Raw genomic sequence first — 23706 nt, 5'->3', positions numbered from 1 at the left:
GCTTTCGGCCGGTCAGTTCCGGGGGACAAAAGTGCCTCGTATAAGGAGTTGTCCCACCCGGTTTCCCGCATCCAGTCTCAAGGCCACATCAACGGCGGGCCCTTCTGTAAAATCGACAGTAAAACCAGTGAGCCAGTCTTCGACCAGTGTGATGGCCGGCGTCTCCGCAAGCAACTGATTGCCGGATACATATACGGAAACCGGGTTGGTGCGCGTTACCGCAGCATCAAAATCCAACCGGCTTCCGGCGGCATACGGATCTTCCGTGAATCGGACTCCATCGATCAGGATATCTTCAATCCGCGACTGCCGGATCTCGCGGCCGATCATCGCCAGCGCCAGAGATGCATCACGCTGCATCTTCAGGGACTGCGAATTATTTTCCAGAGCGCGATGCTGCGAGATCAGCATGGCAAATACCGTTACCGCCAGAACCACTCCGGCCAGCATCGCCATCATTAATTCAATGAGTGTAAACCCGGATCTGGATTTCAAAGCATTCACGTCAGTCCATCCTCGTCCGCCGAGCGGTCCGTATCCCACTTCAGTCCGGGCTCCCCGCCCGGCGGCGCAGGATCCGCTTTGGGTTCAAACATGCCCCGGTTATCAAATATCGGCGTTTCCTCCTGTGGCCCGCTGATCGTAAGAAAGGTATGAATGGCAGCCACCATGCAGCCGACACTGATTATTATCACAACGCCTAAGAGTGCGTATTGACGAAATAATCCATGCATCACAGCATCCTCCATTCGGAAAACTCATACCCCGTAAGAGGCGTCCCGGGGGCCGGGTTCCGCCTCAGCCGCGGATCATAGAAATAATACTTGATATACCCTTTTCCCCCAACCAGCCCCACCGCCGAACGACGGTAATTACTGAGACTGCCGTACAGGTAAATCCTGCCGTACGAAGAATTATAGTCGTATTGACCGGAGCCATCCCATTCAGCACCGAAACCGCTGTAGGTCTCCTCCCATTCTCCGAGCTCTGTGCCCCCTTCGTATTCCGTGACCAGAATCGTTGCATGAATATCCACATCGCCGATATTCCAGCCTTCGGATATCTGAACCCGTTTATTTGAAAATAAACCCAGTACTTCGTCATCGTCCGGTGCATATGACGAAGGCCACTCTGTATGGTGCCCATACGGAATGGATGATGTATAAACCAGGTCATCAACAATGTATACCGACCCCTCGGCCGCCACACTGACCGAGGTCCCGACGTTGCCCTTTACCTCCACATCTCCTGTAACGTAAATGACCCGCTCTTCATTTGCTGTCCCGAGCGAAGAAATATAATTGGTGGAAACGCTTCCGGTTGCTTTATTTTCCAACACGTAGAGATTATCCACAAATGTCACGGCATAGTCTCCGGGAAGGCGGTCGGACACAGGAACCTGCTCCTTGATCTGATCGAAGTTCTGCTGGCTGAAATCCAGCTTGTCTACGCCAAGATCCAGTCCGTTATGAAATACTGCAGGATCGATATACTGCCCCAGTCGCCCATCATTGTAATCAACCGTGCCGGAAGCGGACCGGACCGCCGCCCAAAAGTCAGGTGAGCCGGTGATGTGCAATTGGTCGTCTGTCTGCAACATCCCATTCTGATCAAGATCATCCATATCCTGACCAATGACATCGTCGGTATCGAAATTAATATTCTGCTCACTGTGAGACGAATAAGAAAACATTCCGAAAGTCGCAGTTTCCGCCTGCAACTCGATACGAACCGTTTCCCCGTCCAACGCAGTCCCGGTGGATATCACGGTATACCGCTTCAGACTGCTGACCGGATTCTGCGGATCTGCAGACACATCAATTGAATAGCCTCCGAAACCGGGAAACGTACGGCGCATCACATCCGGACCCACCAGGCCCGGAGCAGGCCCGACAAACTCCAGCTGGGTGTAATTTTCTGGTACCGCCACTACAGCCGCAAACTCACGCAACCCGGCTTCCGCAAGCCAGAAAGCCTGATACCGGTTCCGCAACCGAGCCGTTTCGGTGGAATCGGTATACGCCAGCCTCATCAGTCCCAGCCCGATAACACTGATCAATATCATGACGAGAAGCACAGCAGGAAGGACCGCACCACGTTTTTTTTCATGACATAACAGTTCCATCATTACCTTATCTCAGAATGGTTCTGAGCGATACGGTTTCACCATCCCGATATTCCACATATACGGTTGCCTGAACAAATTCACGCTCAGGCACGGTTTCACTGAACCGCACCAGTTCCACATACACCGGACGCTCTGAACCATTAATGGAAACCGTCTCCTCAGGTTGATCCTGAACGATCCGGTATGATCCATCAGCATACCGGACAGAAGCATAACGTACCGCACCGACAGGACCATCGTTTAAAAATTCGTACGGCTGAGCTCTCAATTGCTCCAGCCGGCGATTGGCTGTCTCCAACGCAATCCGCTTATGTTTCTGCTCGGTGACCGTTATTCCTGTCCGCTGCATCAGCGCAGCTCCGCCAATCGCCAGCACCCCCAGAATAAGGACGGCCACCATGATCTCGATCAGCGAAAAGCCGCGACGTGTTCTACTTTTGGCTGTTGAGCAGATCTTCATACATCTCTTTCACAACCGGGGATCCATCGGGAGCTATGAAGCGGACTGATAACTTATCGATCTGCACGATTTCATAGCCTTGAATGACATCCCCCACGCTGTACATTTCTCCATTCATTCCGGCGAGCGGATTTCTGACACTCCAGTAAATCCCGTCCAGCTCTACGTTCAACGGCTGTACCGTCTGATTTTCCCGTTCGTCCACAATGACCACTTCAGGAACAATCAGCGTCACGACCGGGGCCTGCCGGGCGATGCGTATGGCCTCCAGTTCAGCTGCATTATCGCTCAAGAATGCATTCACCATCCGGCTGTCGTTTTCGACTTCAGCAATAAGCGCTTCATATTTTACGCGACTGGCGGCACGTGTACCGGCATCGTTTATTTTGATGATCCACAGCACCAGCGGCACAGCAATCATCACGATAAGCAGGGCCGTAATAACAGCAGGTACTGTTACCGTCTCTTCTTTATAGGGGGCCGTCATCTGAATCTTCCGAACACTCGCGCTCATATCACGCACCTCCGCCCGTTTTTCCCGTTTGGAATAGGATCAGCTCAAAGGTGATCTCTGCGCGACAGGTATCCTCACCTTCCGTCATTCCGCTTTGACTGAGCTCAACAGACGTCTCGGAAAGCAGATACTGACGCGAACTGACATCGCCCATAAAATTCTGCACGGATAGCAGGGTTCCGGTCCCCCGAACACGGGCCGACAAAATGGGAACATTCGCGCCTGTTTCCGATGAACGGCGATCCACTTTCAGGTTATCCACCGTAAACCCCGCAGCCTGAGCGGCGTTCTGAAGAAACGAAATAAGTTCATCTTCCGTTTTAATGGATCCCGATTCCGATTCCCTGAAACGCACCATCAGCTCCTGAGCCGCCTTCCGCGCATAGTTCACACGCGGCAGCAGATCGGCCAGCACCCGAGTTCTCTCCAACTGCCATTCAGACTGCAGTTTCAAGGCAAACGAGGTTAACCCGATTCCTACGATTAATAACGGCGGAATAATTACCCAACCCATCAGTCTTCCGCGACTGGATTTAAATTTTCCAAGATCCATTCTGTCCTACTTTTTTAAAACGCATTCGAACTGCATATAGACCATTGATTGGTCGCCGACCGTACGGCGCTCTCCGGTCAACGGGCGGATACTCAACACGCGCCGCATCAACTCTTCGTTACGCTCCCAGGCCGCACGCAGTTCCTTCACCGCATCAGCATCCGCTGTAGGTGACGGCATCACCAAGCCGAATGAAAGCAAAGCCGTATCTGCCGACAGACTTTGCAAGGCCACCCCTTCGGGAAGTTCAAGGAAAAGATTATAAACAATCGGCAACAGTTGAATCCGCCGGCCCAGCAGATGTCTCAGCGAATCAATCCTGCGCGAATAGGCATCCAGCTCGTTATAAGCTGCCTGCGGATTTCTGAAAGTACTTTTAGAAATCCCGTGAACCGCTTCCGTAGTCGCCAGAATTTCACGCTGTTCCGCTTTGTTCGCCAGGAACGTGGTCAAGTTCAGACTGGCCAGATAGGCCACCAGCACTAAGAGTATGGCGCAGACCGCCTGATAAATCAACATGCCGTTATAAAAACGGACACGCTCCTCATGTGTACTCGTCAGGTCCTTGGCTAAATTAATTTTGAAATCAGCAGCCATGATCAAACTCCCGGATGCGGCTTCCAACGCCAGAACCCAAACCCTTTTTTCCACGCCCTGAAAAGATATGATTTAAAAACAGCTTCATCAGGTGTTCCTCAGTCCCAGTCCAAGACTGGTAGTCATCAGCGGGGAGATCACATCACGATGCTTCGTTGACCTTACCTTATGCGATACAATGAAATGATCGTCTTTGAGCGGACTCCACACTTCCGTAGGCAACCCGATCGTATCATGTATTTGGGCAACAAACTCCGGCTCCTTAGGCACAAACCCGGTAAGGGCCAACTGCGTAACCGGTGTTTTATCGACTTTCACATGATAATAAAGCAACGCATCGGAGATATTCTCGATCAGATACTGCAGTTTACTCGACCATTCGGCTGAACGCGAAATGATGGTTCGCGGATAAATATAATGGTCGTTGTACAAAATAGAGATATCTGCGCTGTAGCGCGCCAGATTAACCACACAGACCGCATTGTTTTCATTCACTTTATCGCCGCGCAAAGCCAGAAACAGATTGCAAAGCGAGGTGCAGCCCACATCGGTAATCACCGGAAAGAGTCCCGCCTTTTTCAACAGATTCAACTGCTGATTAACTTCGTTCTTCGAAACCGCTACCATCATCCCATGCAGTTGCTCCCCCAACTGGGTATAGGGATCATTCTTCGGTCGGTTCAGATGCCAGTCCAAAGCAATTTCCTCCGGAGGAAGCTGCAACGATTCTTCGGCCTCCAGATTCAATGCCGAGGCGAGCTCGCGCGGCGCAAGATCCGGATATTTAAAATATTTCAGACAGAGCGAACGGGTATGCAGACCGACACACACCGTACGGGTCGGCATGCGCGTTTTTTTCCAGAGCTGACCAATCACCCGAATGATTTCATCCTCCGAAGCATCCGGCGCATATTCCATCCAGCCACCATGCGTTAACGCAATTTTATGACGGCCCCGCCGAACGATTCGTGACACACTCACCACACCGTCGGCAATATTGATACCGGCAATGTTTTCTCTGCTCACACCACTCACTGATTAGCTCCGCTTCCGGGGTTATAAAAGCCCCGTCCTTCGCTCAGTCCGGGAAGGAGGGGCTGCTGAATAGACCAGATTACTCTGCGTCAGGTTCTTCGTAAGCCCATGTTGTTCCTTCGGGCGTCACGTTCATCTGAACAAAAACACCACCCTTGGTCGCATTTGCCGCAGCCGAGACGGAATACTCATTGTTGGCGGTATAGGATACAAGGCTGTAATCACCATGATTATAGTAATTTCCGGTCAAATCCCCGTTGCTAATACCCGGAAGACTATCGAGTTCCATACCGGAAGATACTGCGGTTCCCTCTACCGAGGCCATCCGGATGGCTGTCCCTATTGTGCCGCAGCCGGCCTGGGCCTCTGTTGCAATGGCCCGATCAGTATTCCCCGTCATCAGCGGAATAGCAACCGCTGCCAGAATAGCCACAATAATGGCAACTACCATCAGCTCTACGAGCGTGAAACCTGCTTTTTTCTGCTTCATGTTTTTCATAGTATTCTCCTTGTCATTACCTTATTTACATTCGACTCTGCGGGCCCCCTTACCCACACTCAGTTTATCCGTTTGTATGTATTGCTCTCTTCGTAATCGCTCACTTTCAGAAGTCATATGCCCCCTTCCGTTTATCTCATATTCATGGAAACCGTGAAAATCGGCAGATAAATCGCAAGAACCAGTATCAGAATAAAGGCTCCGAACACACAGATGATCAAGGGTTCGAACAGCGCCATAGTTGTCATGATAGAAACCTCTACCTGATCCTCATACAGTTCCGACACATTATCGAGCACCTCCGGCAACTGTCCGGAATCCTCCCCAACCGCGACCATACGCACAATCAGTCCTGGAAAAATCCCCGCCTTATCCAGACTGGCGGAAATCCGGTTACCCGTCATAATCATTTCACGCACCCCCATCACGTTGCGCTTCAGCAACTGGTTGCCTGTGGCATGCGCACAGATTTCGAGGGCGTTTGAAATGGGCACCCCGCTGTTCACCATAATCGCCAGACTGCGACAGAAACGGGCCAGTATATATTTTTTCAGGCAGCCCCCGGCATAAGGAGCCTTCAGCTTGATCAGATCCTTGCGGTACGAGCCTGAAGAGCTGCGTCCATAAAAAACCAATGACATCACCAACAACGACACCCCGATTAGAATCAACAGAAAATTATCCACGAAGAAGGTATTCACCGAAAAAATAATTTTCGTGAAAACCGGAAGCTCGGCACCCAGACCACTGAAAATCTCTGTAAAGCGCGGCAGAATAAACAGCGTCATAATCAGACAAATCACCAAGAAAAAAATGCCGATAAAAACCGGATAAGCCGCTAATGCACGGATACGACGCTGCAAGCGGTCCGCACGTTCCAGATAGGAAGCCAGCTGGCTCAGGGTTTCAGGAAGTTTTCCCGATTCCTCCGCCACCTTGACCAACCCGTAGAACATTTCGTTGAACACTTTCGGATGACGGCGGATTACCTCAGAAAAGCTCTGTCCGTCATGAAGCTGCTGAACCATATCCCGGCTGACACGCTTAAGGACCGGCTGCTCGAGCTCCATCCCGATACCCTCAATCGCATCACGCAACGGAACCCCGGCATTTACCGAAATGGCCAGCTGACGGCAGAAAACAGCCAGGTCCGTCATCTTGACTTTGGAAGAAAAAGAAAAGCTCCGGCGCGGCTTTCCTGATGGAGAAGCCAATTTCAGCGCCTCAGTCGAAGCACCCGCCGCCGGCCGAGCTTTCTCTTCGGCATTGAAAAGATCAATAACGGTTAGTCCTTTTTTACGAAGCGACTCCAACGCTTCCAGACGCGTCCCGGCCTCCAGCGAGGACCGGACCTCCTGTCCTTCATTTGTTTTCGCAATATAACTGAAAAGTGGCATATCCTGACTCTGATTATTCAACCACACAAACGTTGATCGCTTCACCGATCGTGGTCTGTCCCTCACGCACACGCTGGAATCCGTTTTCCGCCAGCGTCTGCATACCGCTCTCTACCGCTTTCCGTCGCAACGTAAGATCATCAACCTCATCGTGCACCATTTCCCGGATCGCCGGAGAAATCTCCATAAACTCAAAAATAGCACGGCGGCCCTTCAACCCGCTGTTACGGCAGTGGTTGCACCCTTTTCCATGATAATAGGTCCAGTCCTGCGCATCCGGATAGATCGGCTTAACCCACTCCAGCTCGCCGGCGTCCGGCTGATAAATCGTTTTACAGTTTGGACAGATCGTTTTCACAAGCCGCTGAGCAATAATAAGGCGCATCGTAGCCGCCGTAAGATAGGATGGGATCCCTATATCGCGCAGACGGCTGAACGACGATGTCGCATCATTTGTATGCAGCGTGCTCAAAACAAGATGACCGGTCAGCGAAGCCCGCATGGCGATCTCGGCGGTCTCTGCATCGCGGATCTCACCGATCATGACCGCATCCGGATCCTGACGCAGAATATGGCGAAGACATTCTGCAAAAGTCAGCCCGATCTTCGGCCGCGTCGGCATCTGGTTGATACCTTCAATCAGATATTCCACCGGATCTTCCACCGTCTGGACATTCCGGGTCGGGCTTTTCAGAATCTGCAGGGCACTGTATAACGTCGTCGTTTTTCCCGATCCCGTCGGTCCCGTAAGCAGAACAATCCCGTTCGGCATACCGAGGATCTCCCGGAAACGTTTGAGGTTTTCGCCTTCAAAGCCGATATCCTCCAGATCGAGCAGCAGACTCTGCTTATCCAGAATACGCATCACCACTTTCTCCCCGAAAACCAGCGGCATCGAAGAAACACGCACATCAACAACCCGCCCGGAAAATTTAAACTTGAACCGTCCATCCAGCGGGAGACGACGTTCCGCAATATCCATCTCAGACAGAATTTTGATTCGGGTGATAATCGCCTGATACAACGATTTCGGCGGGGGAGTGACCGGATGCAGCGTTCCATCAATACGCAGGCGCACCGTGCAGCTGTGCTCGCCCGGTTCAAAATGAATATCCGATGCACCGTCACGAACCGCCTCCATCAACAGCAGGTTTACATAACGGACCACGGGAGCATCGTTGGCATGAACAATAAGCTGATCCACATCCCCGAGGCTGGTTTCAAGCCCGCCGTTTTTTCCTGCGGCTTCAACATCAACAATATCCTGAAGTCCGGCTTCAACATAGGCTTCTTCACGATAGCATTTGTCGATAACCGCCTTGATTTTCGCCTCAGTGCTGACGGCCTTGTGAATTTCAAACGATGTCAGCGACCGCACCGTATCCACCGCATCCATATCCAGCGGATTTTTCATCACCACCGTAATCGCCACTCCTTCCTCTTTCACGAGAGGAATCAGGCAGAAACGGCGGGCCACCGACTCAGGAATCATGTCATATTCATCACGTTGAAGATGAAATTCCTCCCCCAGTTCCAGATACGGGATATTCAGCAGGTCGGAAAAAGTCCGCGCAATATCTTCCGGCGATGCCAGTTCTTCACGAATCAGAATATCCGTAAGAACCTGGTCAGTCTCCTCCTGGATCGACAGAGCCTTTTCCAGTTCCGGCGTACCGACCCGGCCGCTCCGAATCATCATTTCGCTGAGTTGGTCGATAATCATTCCGTGCAGTCCTTTACTACGAGCTTTAATGTTTCCGGATTATTCATTTTGTAGTCGGTGCATTAGTCGTCATCGTGGAATTCTTATCCTGAACCAAAGCCAGAATTTGCGCACTGTCCCTCACAGAGGCCGCGGTTTCAGCCGGATTCGAGACCGCCTTATCGGCGACATCCGGCTGCAGCAGATCAAGTTCCATAAGCTTGACCCGGCGGGCATGCGCCGCAGCGGAGTCCATCTGATAGGATTCAGTATCCACAACCGATGCCTTGATAAAAATGAGCAGATCGATCTTCTCTTTGGAAAGGGTTTCGCGACGGAACAGGCGACCCAGAAAAGGTATATCACCGAGGATCGGAATTTTTTTGATAATCTCTTTATCCCGCTCTTCCTGGAGGCCCCCGATGATAGCGGTCTGGTCGCTTTTGATCATAATCTGGGTCTCCGCCTCACGGATGTCGAGGATGGGATAGCGCGTACCGGACTGAACATCCGATCCGGCGGTAACCAATCCTGATTCATACCCCTGAATCTGACTGACCGCCGGGTGCACAATCATATTCACATACTCATCTGCACACACCTGCGGGATTACATTCAACTGAATACCGATGTTTTCATAATAGTCCAGGCTCGTAGATGTTATCGAGCTTCCGCTTCCAGTGTTGTTCTGCGATTCAATAATTGGAAATTTTTCGCCAACCAAAATCGCCGCTTCCTGATTATTCAAAGTCAATACGCGCGGTGCGGAAAGAATGTTGGAATCATCGTCCTGAGCAATAAATTTGAAGAGCATTTCCGCTCCCCAGTCCCCGATAAGGGCATGCGACAGACGCAACCCTTCATCCATTCCGTAACCGCCGGCGGCCGCCGTATTCAGCGGATTGGGATAACCGGACACACTGTTGAGTACTTTCAGAACATCCGAGTTTACGGATTGCGGCTGAAGCGAACTCCCGCTGCTCTGCAGGGAGTCATCAACATTTTCCAACCCTTGAACATAATCCAATCCGATATCCGATCCGGCCCCCTTCGAGATCTCAAGAAATTTCGCCTCAATCAGAACCTGCTCCGGCATCACATCAATCTTTTTAATAATTTTTTCAATTTTGGTGATCGCCGAAGGCACGTCGGTCACAACAATGGTTTTACTTTTTCGGATTTCTTCTCGCACCCTGCGCTGACGCACACCGCCCTCAGTCGCCGCACCACTGCTCGATCCTTCGCCACCGAACTCCCATCCCGGCAGACTCTTGGTTTCGAGAATCGTGTATTTTCCGCGCGCACTCAGCTGCGCCTCGATGATCGCCTGTATATCATACGCATCCCGGTAACCGAGGCGGAAGACCTCGGAAACCAGCGGTTCAATGCCTTCAACAGTCACAATATTTTCCAACTTGCTGATCACGATGGTATCGCCGACCACACGATATCCAAAACCGTAAGGCTTCAGAATAACATCAAGCGCCTCTTCCCACGGAATATTATTCAGGCGCACATTCACACTGTCGGAAACCACGTCGGGCCCAACCACAATACTCTGTCCCGTCTGCAGGGAATACGCTTTCAGCACTTCAGCAATATTGGCATCTTTGACATTAATAGAGACATATTCCGAGGCTTTGATATTATTCGTTTCCGGCTCGATTATCTGCGTACGGGCCTCCCCCGCCTCTGAAGCCACCTGCGCAACCGCCCCCATTTGCACCCACACGAGAAAAACGAACACTCCCGCCGGAGAGCGCAGTACGCGTGATGTATTCAACTGCTTAATCATGACTTTCTCCTTATTATTGGGCACACACCGGATGAAGCATCTACCCGGCCGTAACAACCGCAGCCCTTTTCCAAATAGAACCCGCACCCGAAACTCTTCCATACCATACGATGCCCTTTTCGGTGAAAGCTCCCTGCCACCCACTTAACTTACGCCAACTACTCAGATCCACAAGACGGGCAACAACTGAAAAGAACTATGGTAAAACCCCCCGGAAATGAATTAGGGGAAACGGAACCCCGGCTATAGGGGAATTCCTGATAGCCGGAAATGACCTTGCAGACACTGAAACGGGCGGATCTCAATTGATCCGGTGCGATTCATTCTCCACCCAATGGATCGCTTTCTGCATCAGCTCTGTACCGCTGCGCAGATGCAGCTTATCCTTGATATGTGCACGATAGGTCTCAATCGTCTTTACGCTCAGATTCAACTGCTCAGCAATTTCACGCGTAGAATTTCCGCGACCGATCAGCTCGAAAACCTCCAGCTCGCGCAGGCTCAAGGCCTCTGTGCCGCCGCGGCTTTTCTCCCCGCCGCTACGGAAGGCCATCTTCAGCATATGTGAAGACATGGCCTTGCTCACATAAATTTCGCCGTCGAGCACTTTTTCAATCGCCTGCACCAGTGTGGTCGCCGCCGCCTGTTTCATCACATAACCGCTTGCCCCCGCTTTCAGTGCATGCTCGGCATAAAGCGATTCATCGTGCATTGAAAGCACCAGCGTCGGAATTTTCAGCCCGAGGTCATCGATCGTTTTGATCAGCTCAAGTCCATTGGAGTCTTCCAGTGAAATATCCACCAGAACCACGTCGGGTTCAACATCCTGAATTTCAGCCAGCGCCTCCGACACACTCCCGGCCTCACCGCACACTTCCAGCGCAGCCTCCTGCTCAATCAGCTTGATCAGCCCTTGCCGCACAATCGGGTGATCATCCACCAGATAGACCTGTTTTTTTCCCGTTCCCGGTTTCTTCGTTTTTTTTGCCGTCATTCTTAAATCACCTTTGTTTCCAGAACGTCTTCTGCCTTGAGCCGGCACACCACACTCGTGCCCCCGTTTTCAACCCGGCCGATTTTCAGCTGACCATTAATAACCGATGCGCGGTACTCCATCGTTTTGAGCCCGATCCCGCCGCCTGATTCCATAATATTCCGCCACCTTCCGTTATCATGAACTTCAAGCTGGGGATTACCGTTCACGGCAGAAAGATGAAGCACAATACGGTTTCCACCAGAATGGCGCACCGCATTATTCACCGCTTCCTGCGCAATACGATACAAGTGCGTCTCCACCGCACCATCACTAAATGACAGCTCCTCATCAATAACCGCCTCGCACGCCACGCCACAACTCTCCCGGACCGTCCTGGCCAGTTCACGAAGCGAGGGATACAGGCCACGACTCACCACCTCCATCGGCATCAGCCCCCGCGAAATCTGACGGATCTGATTACTGGCATCATCCGCCAGTTCAGAAATCTGCACCGCATCTTCATGGTCCGCACTGCCCGCCCGCTGCAGACTGTTGGCCAGCGACCGGCTCAGCAGGCTGATCCCGGTCAACAACTGCCCGATTGAGTCATGCAAATCCTGCCCGATGCGACGCCGCTCGCGCGTTGTAACTGCCGTAATCTCCTCATTCAGTTGAGCCCGCGTCACATCAGCAACCGCATAAAGCGCGTAATCATCCGGTGCAGAATATTTTCTCACTTCAACATCACGTTTCGTCCCATCCAGACCATGAAATGTCCCGTTCAGCACCGGCTGATGGGTATCCGCTTCCCCCTGCAGCATCAGCCGCAGATCCGATTCACTGAAAAGTTCCGAAAGGCGCAACCCCTGTAACACCTCTGCCGAATACCCAAAGGCATCCGGAAGCTCCGAGCTCGTCGAGACAACCTCGTTCTCCCCGTTGGCCAGAATGAGCCCGACTCGGCGATCCCTCAGGGCCGCCGCAAACTGCGCCCCGCCTGAATCAGTATCCGCCCGTTCCACCCCAATCTGAACAGAACAGAAGAACCACTTCCCCCTTTGCTGTTCGAACGGAAGAATGTGCAGATAACTGTTCCTCCCGGCATCATAAGCAAACTGCATGGATACCGGCCGATAACTCCCTGCCGCTTCAGCCAGCAAAACATGCTCCATGGCTCCCTCCGGCTCCTGCAGAAAGCGAAACCGTTGCTCCGCCTCCAACCCCGAACGGGCGGAAAACCGATGCTTCAGCCGCTTTTTATCGTCGTAAATACAGAATACGATTTCTGCCACCCCCGTTGGCGGCGGCAGCGCTTCGCTCTCCCTGACTGTCTTTTTCCAACCAAACATGCGGACCTTAAAAATTGGCTCTCCCGTTCCATCGCATTTACATAAAATGCAGATTCTGCGCCAAATTACCCGCTCCACTATACACCGTCAATCGCTCAACTCATATCCGACCCTAAAAAAACGCGTATTAACCTTTTATTTATTCAATAGATGATCATTATAAGAGGGTATTAAAACTATGCAGGAGCAACACATCATGCAGATCAAAAAATCCCGCTACAAAGCCCATCTCTTCATCTGTAATAAATCACGCACCGACGGACGAAAATCCTGCGGACACGAGGTCGATCCCGACCTGAAAACCATCCTCAAAAACGAAATCCGCGAACGCGGCTGGAAACTCTTCGTTCGCGTGTCCGACTGCGGATGCCTCGGCGTCTGCGATGCCGGCCCCAACATCATGATCTACCCTCAGAAAATATGGCTGTCGGCCGTCACCCGCGATGACATCCCCGAAATTCTCCACATACTGGAAGAAATTATGGAAGCCTGACTGCCAACACATGAAACTGAATAATATTTATTAATGTATTAATTTCACAAATTATTTCTTTTTCACTTCATAATTTATATCTTGTCTGTTTTTCCAATCTCCTTATAATTCCGTCATTGGATAAAAAGGAGATAGCGCATGAAATTCACACCCTTGAATAAGCGGATCTGGATCAAAGGACTGACTCTTGAATGCCCATTCAGCAACGCGCCCGACGACTGCCCGCTTAATGCACTCAGACACCTGCCCGCCGAACAGATGAACCAGACCATCAACAACCTGTCCGACGATCACGTCGACAACATAGTGAAGATCCATCAACAGTGCTACTCAGACCGCACACGGGACTTCAAACGCACCTCCAAGGCCCACCGGGGAAAAAGCCGTTCATGATTCAGGCGCATCTCCGCATAAAACCGCTCCCGACGCCCACAGATACTGCATCAACGACATCATTGGGCTAGATTAAGCCGGTTTTAAGGTCATCCGTCAGGCCGATACAGGTTGGGTCGGAATTGGCAAGGCTTCGGATAAAGTAGATGTAATACCACTTGCTAAAACATCCAAGTATATTTTTAGCACCCTCTCCGCTAGAGGACTCGGAGAACACAGAGTCCTTCCTCCGTGTTCCTCTGTGTCCTATGTGGTGAAACTTCGGAGATTCTGCACTACGAGTGCTTATACCGAGAAGTAATCAAACAGGGTATAATGCATGACTCTTTCTCTTTTCCCGGATTTACCAAGCCCCCTTCACTAAAGCTATGGCGGACATCCTTCGTCAGGTCTTTGGCTTGCCGGCCGAAGCCCTGGCGAAGGATGGTGGAGGCGGGGGGAGTTGAACCCCCGTCCGAATAAGAGTCACGACAGCTTCTACGTGTGTAGTCGGGGATTAAAAGATTCGCCGCCGTCGCTGCCCCCCGACGGGGCCACTTGGGTCGCTAGAATCCTGTTATGATTTTCGAGCCGCAACCCGGATCCCCGGTATTGGCCTTAACCCGCTGTCGTCGCCTCTATCCCTTAGCAGGTATCAGGGTAGAGACGTGGCGCATTTATGCAGCCAGTGCGTAACTTTCGTCAGCATTTATGTTTTTTGGGCTCCTTTTTACGAGGCCTGGAGACCAACCTCGACACGCCACTGAAGCTTCAACCTACCCGTCGAAACCAGTCGCCCCCAAATCAATGGGTTGTAAGCAGAGACAAAGGGAACACCAAAAACGTTCAGTCGTCAATCCACCTCTTTACAAACATGACTTCGGCACGGGGTATCCGTACCCTTTTTTTTACCGTTCTGCCACATGAATGGCTTTGGCATTGACGATAAAAGCTGCCGGCGATGAATTTTCTGCCACGGTTCCGGAAACGGTAACGCGGCTGAGTTCAGCCAATCCATTGACTCCTTTGAGTCCGGTTCGGATCGGTTTTCCATCATCGCCGAGCACCTGGACCGTCACTGTACCCGCCTGCTTGAGTTCTGCCGGATCGCAGCAGGCATCCCACGGCGTCGGACAATGATCATCGCCTTTGGCATCGCACGGTTCCAGCGTGCCGTCATCTCCCAGCACAAAAACGCCGCGCCCTTCCACAAACGGATGGTGTACCCCCATAACCAGTCCGGACAGAACAATTTTATCGCCGGCCTTGGCCTTACGTGCTTCCGGAATCGCCGTCGGTTCACCGTCAATGGGCTCCGAGACAAACACATCCGGAATTTCTATTTCCAATACCTGGACACTTGCATCTTTTTTTCCACATCCGGCAATCAGCAGAACACCGGCTACAAATCCCATTCCCATAATCTTCTTCATTGTACTCTCCATTTATCCACTTCATTTTTCCGGCCACAAAAACAAGTCCCCGGACTTCTCGTGCCCTCTCCTGTTTTTGTGGTTGTAAAATCATCCTGTCTGAAAACTATCCCGCTGACCGCAGCGCACTCGGCAGCGGCGGCAGCAGACACCGGAGCCCCGGCGGTATGGCCCCGATCAGTCCCAGCCCTAAACCGGTGATTAATCCCGCCGCCGCCACCGATGGCGAAACGCGCAGAATAAAACTGCCGATCGAAAACGAAACCGCAATCCCGTCCAGCAATCCGATCGCTGCAAACGAAGCCAGCAGCGCCCCGCTCAATGCGGCAATCGTGGATTCCTGAATCAGCGAAAACATAATCGCCCGGCGTCCATAGCCGATCGCCTGCAGGGTGGCGATTTCCCGAATGCGCGGCGCAAATGCGGCATAGAGCGTATTGAGCCCGCCGAGCAGTGCTCCCGTAGCAATCAGCAGGGCCGTCACCCAGGTCATCCCACGAATCGGCGCATAAAACGCCGCGATTTTTGCGAAATAATCACTCTCGCGCAACGCTCCGAGCTCCAGATCCAGCCGCTGTTTCGTGAACAGGTCAATATCTTCAAATTCGCCGTCACCCAGCCGTACCACCACACAGCTCAGATGCTCGCGCTGACTCATCGAACGCAGGTCGTTGATATCCATCCAGATTTCGGATTCCATCACCGTGCCCGGCGCGGAAAAAATGCCGGCAATCGTCATCGTCGAATCCTCTATGCGGATTTCCTTTCCCGGTTGCAGTGCGTCCTCCGGAAGCCCCAGCCTGCGCCAGGCCAGCCGCCCGACCAGCACCTGCCCCGGACGCAGATAGCGGCCCTCCTGCACCGAGACCTCCTGATGCACCATCAGCGCCTGCGGGGTCACACCGCGAACAAAGGCCTGTTTCCGATCCTTGGAATTTACCGAAATATAGATCATCTGATGAATTTCCGGCGAAACCGCACGCACGCCGGCCGTCTCTTCCAATCCGGTAATACTCGATTCAACGATTCCCGCAGTGCGCTCCGAAATTTCACTGCGCAGCACACTCTCTTCCGAACCGGCTCCGAGCAGAATCACATTTTCCTCGGATCCCGACGCCGACAGCACTCCGGTCATTCCATTATTGATTGCCGCGGCAATCATGACCATCAGCACCACCAGTCCACTGCCGAGCACCGCCTGCAGCAGGCGCATCGGATCGCGCATCAGATTCCGTATTGCATATCCAAACGGCAGCATAATCAGCTCCTCAGACTTTCAACAATCGGACGGCGCATCGCCGTCCACGCCGGCACCAGCGAAGCCGCCATACCCAGAATCAATGCCAGACTCATTCCAGTGAGCAGCACCTGTGCATCCGGCAGCAGCGCCATTACCTGACCTTCATTCCCGAAGGAGAGCCCCCGCAGTTTCAGGAAAAGTGTCGCCAGGCCAACCCCCAGCAGACTGCCTCCGAATCCAAGCAGCGCACCTTCACAAACCACCATGTAGGCCACGGCCACTCCGGGAAAACCAATGGTCTGCAGAATGGCATTTTCCTTTACACGGCCGCGAACCACCAGCAGCACCGCATTACCGATCAGTCCCAGCACCGCCAGCACCGCACCCAGCCCGATCCAGCGTGTAAAGCTGATCAGATCAATCAGTTCGCGCGCCGTCTGCGCAAAAAAGGCCTTTTCCGGCTGGGTTGCCGTCGGCTCGGTCTCGCTGCGGAACCGTTCATCGATCCGGTCCGAAACCGCTTCAAGATCCTCGCCTGCATTCACGCGCACATTGAACTGCGTCACAATTCCGAGACCGTGCTTCGACGCCTGCTGGATAAACGGAAGATGCACATACGCCACGCTGTTATCCTGCGGCAGCGGCGAATCCACAATACCCGAAACCACCACGCGCACGCCGGCCGCCTCAAAGGCATCGCCGGGTTTCAGCCCGCGCTTCGCCGCCAGCTCTTTACCGACCAGCGCTCCGTCATCGCGATTCCGCCAGGCTTCATATGACCCCTCAAGAATATTCATTTCAGGGGCATAACCGGAAAGCCGGTCCGCAGGCACCCCTCGGAACGTCACCACATCCAGGCTCGCCCCGCAGTTGCTCACAGCAATCTTTACGGGAATCACCTCGCGCACTCCGTCAATCCGGGCAATTTCATCGAGATAAAATTCCGGCAGCCGGCTCGTCTCCGGACAGAAACGGTTTTCCCGGTAAACCACCAGCGTGGTATCCGACGCCGTCATCCGGGTCGATTTATCCAGCGAACGCTGCATCGTCTGCACCGTCGTAAACAGAAACATCCCCGACGCCACACCCAGCAACGTCAGCAACGTCCTCACCCGGTGCCGGATCAGCTGTTTTCCCGCCAGCACCAATAATCGAAAAAGCTTCACAAACATCAGCCGGCCTCCGTTTCAAGCAGCCGCCCTTTTTCCAGATGCAGCAGACGATGAGCACGCTCGGCGGCACGCGGGTCGTGGGTGACCATCACAATCGTTTTCCCATATTCTGTCACCAGCTGATGCAGCAGCTGCAATACCGAATCCGCAGCCTCGCGATCGAGGTCACCGGTCGGTTCATCAGCCACCAGCAGATCGGGCGAAGTCACCAGCGCCCGCGCAATCGCCACACGCTGCTCCTGACCGCCGGAGAGCTCTTTCGGGAAATGGTGCATACGGCCGTCGAGTCCGACCAGCGCGAGCGTATGCTCCACCCGCTCCCGCCGTTCCCGACGCGACATATTGCTGAGCAGCAGCGGAAGCTCCACATTTTCAAATGCCGTCAGAACCGGGACTAAATGATAAAGCTGAAAAATATACCCCACGTTCGCCGCCCGCCAGCGCGCCAGCCGGCTGCGCGAAAGTTTACCGATTTCTTCGCCGCAGACCTCCAGCAGGCCCTCGCTCGGCTGGTCAATGCCGGCCATCAGATTCAACAGGGTTGTTTTGCCCGATCCCGACGGGCCCATCAGTGCCAGAAACTCACCCTGCTGCACATCCAGATCGAGCCCTTCCAGCGGGGTCACCAGCCGGCTGCCCTTTTTATAGTGCTTCGTCAGATTCCGGCACTTAATCAAAATACGATTATGTTCACTCATTTGCTGATCTCCTTCACCCTTACACCTTCGGCCAGTTTACCTTCGGCCTGTACAATGACCTTTTCATTGGCCCGCACGCCTGTTGAAACACCGCGAAAACCTTCTTTAACCGCTCCGGTCAGTTTAACCATGCGCTGCTCCGCTACGCCGTTTAGCGGATCCACAACCCATACCGGCTGCTCCGCGGCATCCGACTGCAGAGCGGACTGAGGAATCCACAGCGAATATCCCGAGGCGGAAACCGCACCGGATACGCCGGAAACCGGAACCCCATAAAACTCCACACGGCAGAGCACATCCGGCCGCATACGCGGGTCAGGCTCGCTGATCGCCACCTTGGCCTGCAATGTATTCCGCTGCAGGTCGGCCTGGCCGGTAATGCTGATCACCCGCCCCTCAAACGTACGCCCCGGTAGCATGGCCGTGGTGATTTTTGCAGGTTGCCCAACCTGCAGCTTTCCTGCCTCGGAAAGCGGAACATCGACCCGGACCTGCAGTTTTTCGGGATTATACACTTCGGCAATATGTGCGCTGTGCGGATCATCCGACATCACCACACGTTTATCGCCCGGCTTCACAAATCGCTGTAAAATAATCCCGTCCATTGTCGACCGGACAACGGTCCGATCCAATGCCAGGCGGGCCATTGCCCGCTGCTCTTTAGCCGATGCCAGCGCTGCGGCGGCGACCTTAATTTCAGCTTCCGCAGCAACCGCTCGTGCTTCGAGTGCCGTCAGCCCTGCGCGTGCCGCTTTTTCCTCGGCCTCGAATTCAACCACCGCCTGCTCCGCCGACACGCGGTCGGCATGGGAAATCACACCCGGCGAAGAGTTGGCATAGCGTTCAGAGGTATCGCGTTCGCGGGTCAGCCGGGCCACGGCGGCCTCCACCTTGAACCGCGCCGCCTCAACCTGCTTCAGCTCTGCATCGGCAATACTTTTTTTGGAATTCAGCACGGCCTCCTGCTTCCGCACATTTGCATCGGCTTCGGCCAAGGCCAGTTGATGATCCGCCGGATCCAGCCGGGCGAGCATCTGGCCGTTGGTAACCGCGTCCCCTTCCCGGACAAAAACCTCCTCGACATAGCCGTCGGTTTTAACCGCAATACTCTCATGCCACGGGTCGGGCTCCACCCATCCCGACGCCTGAAAAAGCAATTGCGGAGTTCCGGAAACGGAAACCTGCGTCCCGCCCTCCTCCTGTTCGAGCAGCATGACGCGCGCCGTCTCTACCGGCACGGCCGGAGTCAGCTGTGCCCGGAAAATAATCCCGAGCAACAGCACCATAGCGGCCAGCAATACAGCCGCGAGCAGCAGAGGCCGAAATCGCTCTCCATGAGTCTGTTTTTTTCCGGCGGATGGAAATTCCGCCATGGTTTTTGACAAATCGTGTTCCATTATCTGATCCTGGTTTCCTGTTAACGCAGGCATAGTTCACCTGCAGCACATTCCGAAGAACGACAGGAGAAAATCAGATCAGGAAGGATTGAAACTGAATATAGTTCGGAGGGGCGTGCTCTTTATAACGGCACACAACCGGCACATGAAAGACCGCATTTTTAAACGGCTCAAAAAACACCATCTCAACAATCGCCGTTGCCGGAACAGCAACCGGAACGGATGGATTTGAAAGTTCGAGCGCATGCTCTGCGATATCCTCATCGCAATGCGTTTCACCGGCTTTATGTTTACAGCAACTGTGTTCCGATGCGGGAGCATGGGTTGAACAACAGCCGTTCTGCACCGGCTTCGCCAATCCATCTTCAGCGGCGGTCTGCGCACAGTACGGGCCGCACATGCAGTTAATCAGAACAGTGAAAAGAAAAGCGCCGAGCACCAACGAAGATACCGCCAGCTTTTGCCGGCGGCTTTTCATTGCGCTGAATGGACGGGCCTTATTCATATGAAATCCTTATAGGCTCATCAGACACACGTTTCAAGGCTATGTTCAAACTACCTCTCAACAACACCGTTTTTCAGCCTTTGGAATTCTCCCCTGAAAGCATCAAACCACAATGCAGAGCGTGAGTTCTCGATATAACAGTTACCGCAACGAACGGTTGCGACGGATACCCAGCACATTAATCAGCCGGGCCGTCCACGGAATTTCAAGTTTGTACCGCATAATGTTCTGCTCCTTTTCAGCAACAGGAGAATTACGCAGAAAAAATGCCAAGCCGGAAACAGATGGTTTATACCGTTTCATAAAGACTTGCCTCACCCCTTCAGAAGCGTACCTTTCGACTATGGATATTCATCAAGCCTACATCCCGCTACCTGAAATTTTCTGGTCGTTCGAAACCGGAAAACCGATAGAGAAATGTCGACTTTGCGAAACCGATCTGATGGCACCCGGCACCAACTACCTGATTGAAAAGGCCTTTAAAAAAGGGGAAACCATTTTTGAACATGCCCTCTGCCTGGACTGCTACACCCAATGCCACAACGCCATGTCACCTGAAAGCCGCCAACGTATCGCCGACTATTTTGCCGCACATACCGATATGAATGCCCGACAGGAACAGTTTATGGAAAAATACGGCACCCGCCATGAACCGTGGGTTTCGCACTGCCTTGTAAAAGGTTTCCCAGCCGATGAGGTCGACGAATACCAGCTGTATGGTTTCTGCATCGATAAAAACCTGATCTTCAGCGGTGCACCCTATATCCTGTGCGGGGATGTCATTGAGGAAATTATCGAGCTTCTTTCACCGGAGACCCTCGGTGTAATAGATGAGCTTTCTCAAAAACTGTTCGGGATTAATGCCCCGCAGGATCTTCTCATTTTTTAAACCTGAATCTTTAAAGGAAATGTCATGAATAATACATATGGAGAGTTCGGCGCAACGGAAGCCGGAATGATCATCGGTGTCATGCTCGCCCTACTACTGTTGCTTGCGATTCCAACCATTTTCTGGCTGCTGACCCTTCAGAAAGCGCTCGGGCGCTGCCGGGTGGAAAATCAGGCGATGGCCCCCTCAATGGTCTGGCTGATGCTGATTCCGCTCTTTAACATTGTCTGGCAGTTTATTTTAGTCATCAATGTTTCTAAATCGCTTAAAAACGAGTTTGAATCGCTCAATGTACAGCCCGACACCGCTGAACCAGGAAAAGCCGTGGGACTGGCCATGTGTATCCTCAATGTCATCAGCGCCATTCCATACCTTGGAAGCGTACTCGGCATCGGCAGCCTGATCTGCTGGATCATCCACTGGGTCAAAATTGCCGGCTACTCCAGCCAGATCGCCTCCCTCCACGTCGAACAGGCGGTTTTCACGGAAGAGACGTAACCCGCTTGAAAGATCCAACACATCTTATAGTATATCAAAATTACAAACCGGGACCGTCCAGAGAATTCAATCAGACGCGTCCCGTCTATTTAAGGGGTTGAATTTCATGATGAACAAAAGACTGTTTTCATTTATCTATCTAATCACATTCGCCGTCCTGCTGGGGCTGACCGGCTGCAGCCGAACCGTTGATGATATCTCAAAATGGAAAGCCGGCGGAAATGTTGAAAAACTGATTAAAGCTCTGCAGGACCCGAAATATGAAGTACGTCTTGCCGCCACAGAAGCCCTCGGCGACCTGAAAGCGGAACAGGCCATTGATGATCTCGCGGCGCTGTACAATGACTCCGAAGATGAAATTGTTATGGCCGCCGTCGAAGCCCTCGCCGAAATCGGCACCCCCGCCGCCGTCACACCGCTCAGCGCGGCACTGAAACTCGACTTTTCCGAATCCCGCACTATCGCGGCCGAAAAACTGGGAGCACTCAAAGCCGCCGGCGCTGTACCGCAGCTGGTCGATGCTCTCGATGATTCCGAGGCCGCCGTGCAACTGGCGGCGGCAAAATCACTCGGCCAAATTGGCGACCCATCAGCCAGTGCAGGCCTGGCCGGAAAAATCGATGATCCCTCAGCGGATTTGCGCCTGGCCAGTGTTGAGTCACTCGGCCGGTGTGGCGGGGATTCCGCCATCGCCGCACTCATCCGTGCGCTTGGCGATTCTGAAACACACGTCAGCAATGCCGCCATCGCATCGCTCGAAACGCTGGGAGATTCCACCAAGCCCAGCGTTCTCAATGCACTGAAAAGCGAAAATTCAAAAATCAGATCCGGCGCAATTGCTGTACTGCGGCGGCTAAAGGCGGTTCCAACGACTGGAAACGATCTGATCTGGTACCAGCTTGCCCGTGCCTCTGTTGATTCCAAACAGGGGATCGACAAAGGGGTTGTAGCCAATCTGGTAAAAATGGGCGACGCCGCAGTCGACACTTTACTGCAGGCGGCGGCTCATCCGGTGGAAGCTTTTCGTGAACACGCCGCATTTGCTCTGGAACGCATGGGCCGAAGTGTCGTTGAACGCGTCGTTGCAGAAGCAGAAGCAAAGGCCGGCACCGATGCGAAAAAATGGATGGCCGGCCGCGGTTCCTGGCCCGGAGCGCCCTCGTGGCGGATTGATCTCTGGGCGTCCCTCTCAGCGCTTGATCCGACATTCAGCCTGGACCACGCGGTCGTCTCCAGTCTTGAAATGCAGGCAAGGCCGGCGTTCAACGTCATCATAAACCCGAAATTTGAAGTCTCCCGCGAGTATATTCCACTTCTGATTGCCCTGCTGGGCGACACCACAATGCCGCCTCCCGAACAGCCTGATTTTGATGACGACGGCATCCCCGTCATTAAAGAAAAGCGCGATATGTTCCGCGGTGAAGCCAACCGAACCATCAGCGAGGAAAAACTGTCGGAAGCCGGATACAAAGCCACCCTTCCGCTCATTGCCGCCATTGAAGACGACGACGAACTGATCCCCGGAAATGCGGCGCACATTCTGGGCAGTCAGGGCGAAAAACGTGCACTTCACCCGCTGATGAAGGTGGTAAATAAAAAGCTGGAGGCCGGAGAAATTTTAACCGATTCCCCCTTCTATGTTGCCCTTCAGAAACTGGATGAACCTGCGGCGGAACCCCTGCTGATGAAAATACGCCCGAACCCGGACCGGGCCCTGCGCGTATTTTCGCGCCAATACGACACGATTCGTCCGGTCAGCGCGGAAACCGAAGACGAATCCGGCGATGTATCCCAGCCGGTACGCTTCCGCATCGGATACATCAACGGCAGCCGCATCGGTGAAATGATCGTGACCTTCATGCCCGACCGTGACCAAAACTGGGTACCCAACCCTCCGCTTCCGGAACAGATTCCGCCGATGTAGCCGAATATAATATTCGCGAATATCGGCCCATTTTGCCCCTGCATCTAACGCGTACGATCGCGTTTATCAGATGCAAATCC

The 23706-nt window shown here is 53.1% G+C and carries 26 protein-coding genes and 1 other RNA gene; 5 read left to right on the top strand and 22 right to left on the bottom strand.

Translation table 11 applies throughout. The features are described from left to right. Positions 1-12: 12 nt before the first annotated feature. From P9H32_RS11665 to P9H32_RS11600, 14 genes are all read right to left on the bottom strand, one after another. Positions 13-504 carry a PilW family protein gene (locus P9H32_RS11665; RefSeq protein WP_322609072.1) on the bottom strand — a complete coding sequence of 164 codons (492 nt, stop codon included), beginning with the start codon at positions 502-504 and terminating at the stop codon, positions 13-15. Beyond that, the gene (locus P9H32_RS11660; RefSeq protein WP_322609071.1) at positions 501-734 is read right to left on the bottom strand and encodes a hypothetical protein; all 234 of its coding nucleotides are present in this window, start codon (positions 732-734) and stop codon (positions 501-503) included. The genes P9H32_RS11665 and P9H32_RS11660 overlap by 4 nt, the downstream gene beginning before the upstream one ends. Continuing rightward, complete coding sequence (locus P9H32_RS11655) at positions 734-2128, bottom strand: pilus assembly PilX family protein (protein WP_322609070.1); 1395 nt, start codon at positions 2126-2128, stop codon at positions 734-736. Before P9H32_RS11655 ends, P9H32_RS11660 begins: the two co-directional genes overlap by 1 nt. Before the next feature lie 4 nt (positions 2129-2132). Continuing rightward, the gene (locus tag P9H32_RS11650) at positions 2133-2588 is read right to left on the bottom strand and encodes a type IV pilus modification PilV family protein (RefSeq protein WP_322609069.1); all 456 of its coding nucleotides are present in this window, start codon (positions 2586-2588) and stop codon (positions 2133-2135) included. Then, positions 2560-3102 (bottom strand): hypothetical protein, encoded by a 543-nt coding sequence (locus P9H32_RS11645; protein WP_322609068.1) that lies wholly within the window; start codon positions 3100-3102, stop codon positions 2560-2562. The genes P9H32_RS11650 and P9H32_RS11645 overlap by 29 nt, the downstream gene beginning before the upstream one ends. A 1-nt stretch (position 3103) precedes the next feature. Next, a complete protein-coding gene (locus P9H32_RS11640; RefSeq protein WP_322609067.1) occupies positions 3104-3616 on the bottom strand; it encodes a hypothetical protein in 513 nt (170 codons plus the stop codon). A gap of 45 nt (positions 3617-3661) precedes the next feature. Beyond that, entirely contained in the window at positions 3662-4252 is a 591-nt protein-coding gene (locus tag P9H32_RS11635) for a hypothetical protein (RefSeq protein WP_322609066.1), read from the bottom strand. A gap of 87 nt (positions 4253-4339) precedes the next feature. Further along, entirely contained in the window at positions 4340-5287 is a 948-nt protein-coding gene (gene pilM / locus P9H32_RS11630; protein WP_322609065.1) for a pilus assembly protein PilM, read from the bottom strand. 79 nt (positions 5288-5366) lie between these two features. Further along, positions 5367-5786: a type II secretion system protein gene (locus tag P9H32_RS11625; RefSeq protein WP_322609064.1), complete on the bottom strand. Its 420-nt coding sequence runs from the start codon at positions 5784-5786 to the stop codon at positions 5367-5369. A 131-nt stretch (positions 5787-5917) separates the two neighbouring features. Continuing rightward, complete coding sequence (locus tag P9H32_RS11620; RefSeq protein ID WP_322609063.1) at positions 5918-7183, bottom strand: type II secretion system F family protein; 1266 nt, start codon at positions 7181-7183, stop codon at positions 5918-5920. A 13-nt stretch (positions 7184-7196) separates the two neighbouring features. Continuing rightward, entirely contained in the window at positions 7197-8906 is a 1710-nt protein-coding gene (locus P9H32_RS11615) for a GspE/PulE family protein (RefSeq protein ID WP_322609062.1), read from the bottom strand. Positions 8907-8949: 43 nt separating this feature from the next. Then, on the bottom strand, positions 8950-10680 hold the full coding sequence (locus P9H32_RS11610; protein WP_322609061.1) for a secretin and TonB N-terminal domain-containing protein: 1731 nt from the start codon (positions 10678-10680) through the stop codon (positions 8950-8952). Between the two features lie 301 nt (positions 10681-10981). Further along, complete coding sequence (locus tag P9H32_RS11605; RefSeq protein ID WP_322609060.1) at positions 10982-11674, bottom strand: response regulator transcription factor; 693 nt, start codon at positions 11672-11674, stop codon at positions 10982-10984. A gap of 2 nt (positions 11675-11676) precedes the next feature. Beyond that, on the bottom strand, positions 11677-13005 hold the full coding sequence (locus P9H32_RS11600; protein ID WP_322609059.1) for a sensor histidine kinase: 1329 nt from the start codon (positions 13003-13005) through the stop codon (positions 11677-11679). Between the two features lie 196 nt (positions 13006-13201). Between P9H32_RS11600 and P9H32_RS11595 the strand changes: the two genes are divergently transcribed. Together P9H32_RS11595 and P9H32_RS11590 are read left to right on the top strand one after the other, a co-directional pair. After that, positions 13202-13498: a (2Fe-2S) ferredoxin domain-containing protein gene (locus tag P9H32_RS11595; protein ID WP_322609058.1), complete on the top strand. Its 297-nt coding sequence runs from the start codon at positions 13202-13204 to the stop codon at positions 13496-13498. Positions 13499-13636: 138 nt separating this feature from the next. Next, a complete protein-coding gene (locus tag P9H32_RS11590; RefSeq protein WP_322609057.1) occupies positions 13637-13891 on the top strand; it encodes a hypothetical protein in 255 nt (84 codons plus the stop codon). 424 nt (positions 13892-14315) lie between these two features. Here P9H32_RS11590 and ssrA read toward each other — a convergent pair. The 8 genes from ssrA to P9H32_RS11550 all read right to left on the bottom strand — a co-directional run bounded on the left by ssrA (position 14316) and on the right by P9H32_RS11550 (position 20618). After that, positions 14316-14671, bottom strand: a transfer-messenger RNA (tmRNA) gene (gene ssrA / locus P9H32_RS11585). 107 nt (positions 14672-14778) lie between these two features. Then, positions 14779-15303: a hypothetical protein gene (locus P9H32_RS11580; protein ID WP_322609056.1), complete on the bottom strand. Its 525-nt coding sequence runs from the start codon at positions 15301-15303 to the stop codon at positions 14779-14781. A 106-nt stretch (positions 15304-15409) separates the two neighbouring features. Then, on the bottom strand, positions 15410-16561 hold the full coding sequence (locus tag P9H32_RS11575; RefSeq protein WP_322609055.1) for an ABC transporter permease: 1152 nt from the start codon (positions 16559-16561) through the stop codon (positions 15410-15412). A gap of 2 nt (positions 16562-16563) precedes the next feature. After that, entirely contained in the window at positions 16564-17715 is a 1152-nt protein-coding gene (locus P9H32_RS11570) for an ABC transporter permease (protein ID WP_322609054.1), read from the bottom strand. Beyond that, positions 17715-18413, bottom strand: a complete 699-nt coding sequence (locus P9H32_RS11565) for an ABC transporter ATP-binding protein (protein WP_322609053.1) — start codon at positions 18411-18413, stop codon at positions 17715-17717. Before P9H32_RS11565 ends, P9H32_RS11570 begins: the two co-directional genes overlap by 1 nt. After that, positions 18410-19810 (bottom strand): efflux RND transporter periplasmic adaptor subunit, encoded by a 1401-nt coding sequence (locus P9H32_RS11560; protein ID WP_322609052.1) that lies wholly within the window; start codon positions 19808-19810, stop codon positions 18410-18412. Before P9H32_RS11560 ends, P9H32_RS11565 begins: the two co-directional genes overlap by 4 nt. A 73-nt stretch (positions 19811-19883) precedes the next feature. Continuing rightward, complete coding sequence (locus P9H32_RS11555) at positions 19884-20315, bottom strand: HYC_CC_PP family protein (protein ID WP_322609051.1); 432 nt, start codon at positions 20313-20315, stop codon at positions 19884-19886. 141 nt (positions 20316-20456) lie between these two features. After that, positions 20457-20618, bottom strand: coding sequence for a hypothetical protein (locus tag P9H32_RS11550; protein ID WP_322609050.1), 162 nt, complete (start codon positions 20616-20618; stop codon positions 20457-20459). A 40-nt stretch (positions 20619-20658) separates the two neighbouring features. Here P9H32_RS11550 and P9H32_RS11545 point away from each other — a divergent pair, with 40 nt between their 5' ends. The 3 genes from P9H32_RS11545 to P9H32_RS11535 all read left to right on the top strand — a co-directional run bounded on the left by P9H32_RS11545 (position 20659) and on the right by P9H32_RS11535 (position 23626). Beyond that, a complete protein-coding gene (locus P9H32_RS11545; RefSeq protein ID WP_322609049.1) occupies positions 20659-21204 on the top strand; it encodes a hypothetical protein in 546 nt (181 codons plus the stop codon). A 24-nt stretch (positions 21205-21228) separates the two neighbouring features. Further along, positions 21229-21702 (top strand): hypothetical protein, encoded by a 474-nt coding sequence (locus P9H32_RS11540; RefSeq protein ID WP_322609048.1) that lies wholly within the window; start codon positions 21229-21231, stop codon positions 21700-21702. 106 nt (positions 21703-21808) lie between these two features. Then, positions 21809-23626 carry a HEAT repeat domain-containing protein gene (locus tag P9H32_RS11535; protein ID WP_322609047.1) on the top strand — a complete coding sequence of 606 codons (1818 nt, stop codon included), beginning with the start codon at positions 21809-21811 and terminating at the stop codon, positions 23624-23626. The last annotated feature ends 80 nt before the right edge of the window (positions 23627-23706 follow it).

Origin of the sequence: Pontiella agarivorans (genome assembly GCF_034531395.1) — a bacterium.
In the GTDB taxonomy this organism is placed as follows: Bacteria; Verrucomicrobiota; Kiritimatiellia; order Kiritimatiellales; family Pontiellaceae; genus Pontiella; species Pontiella agarivorans.
This window is presented reverse-complemented; position numbering and strand designations above follow the sequence as displayed.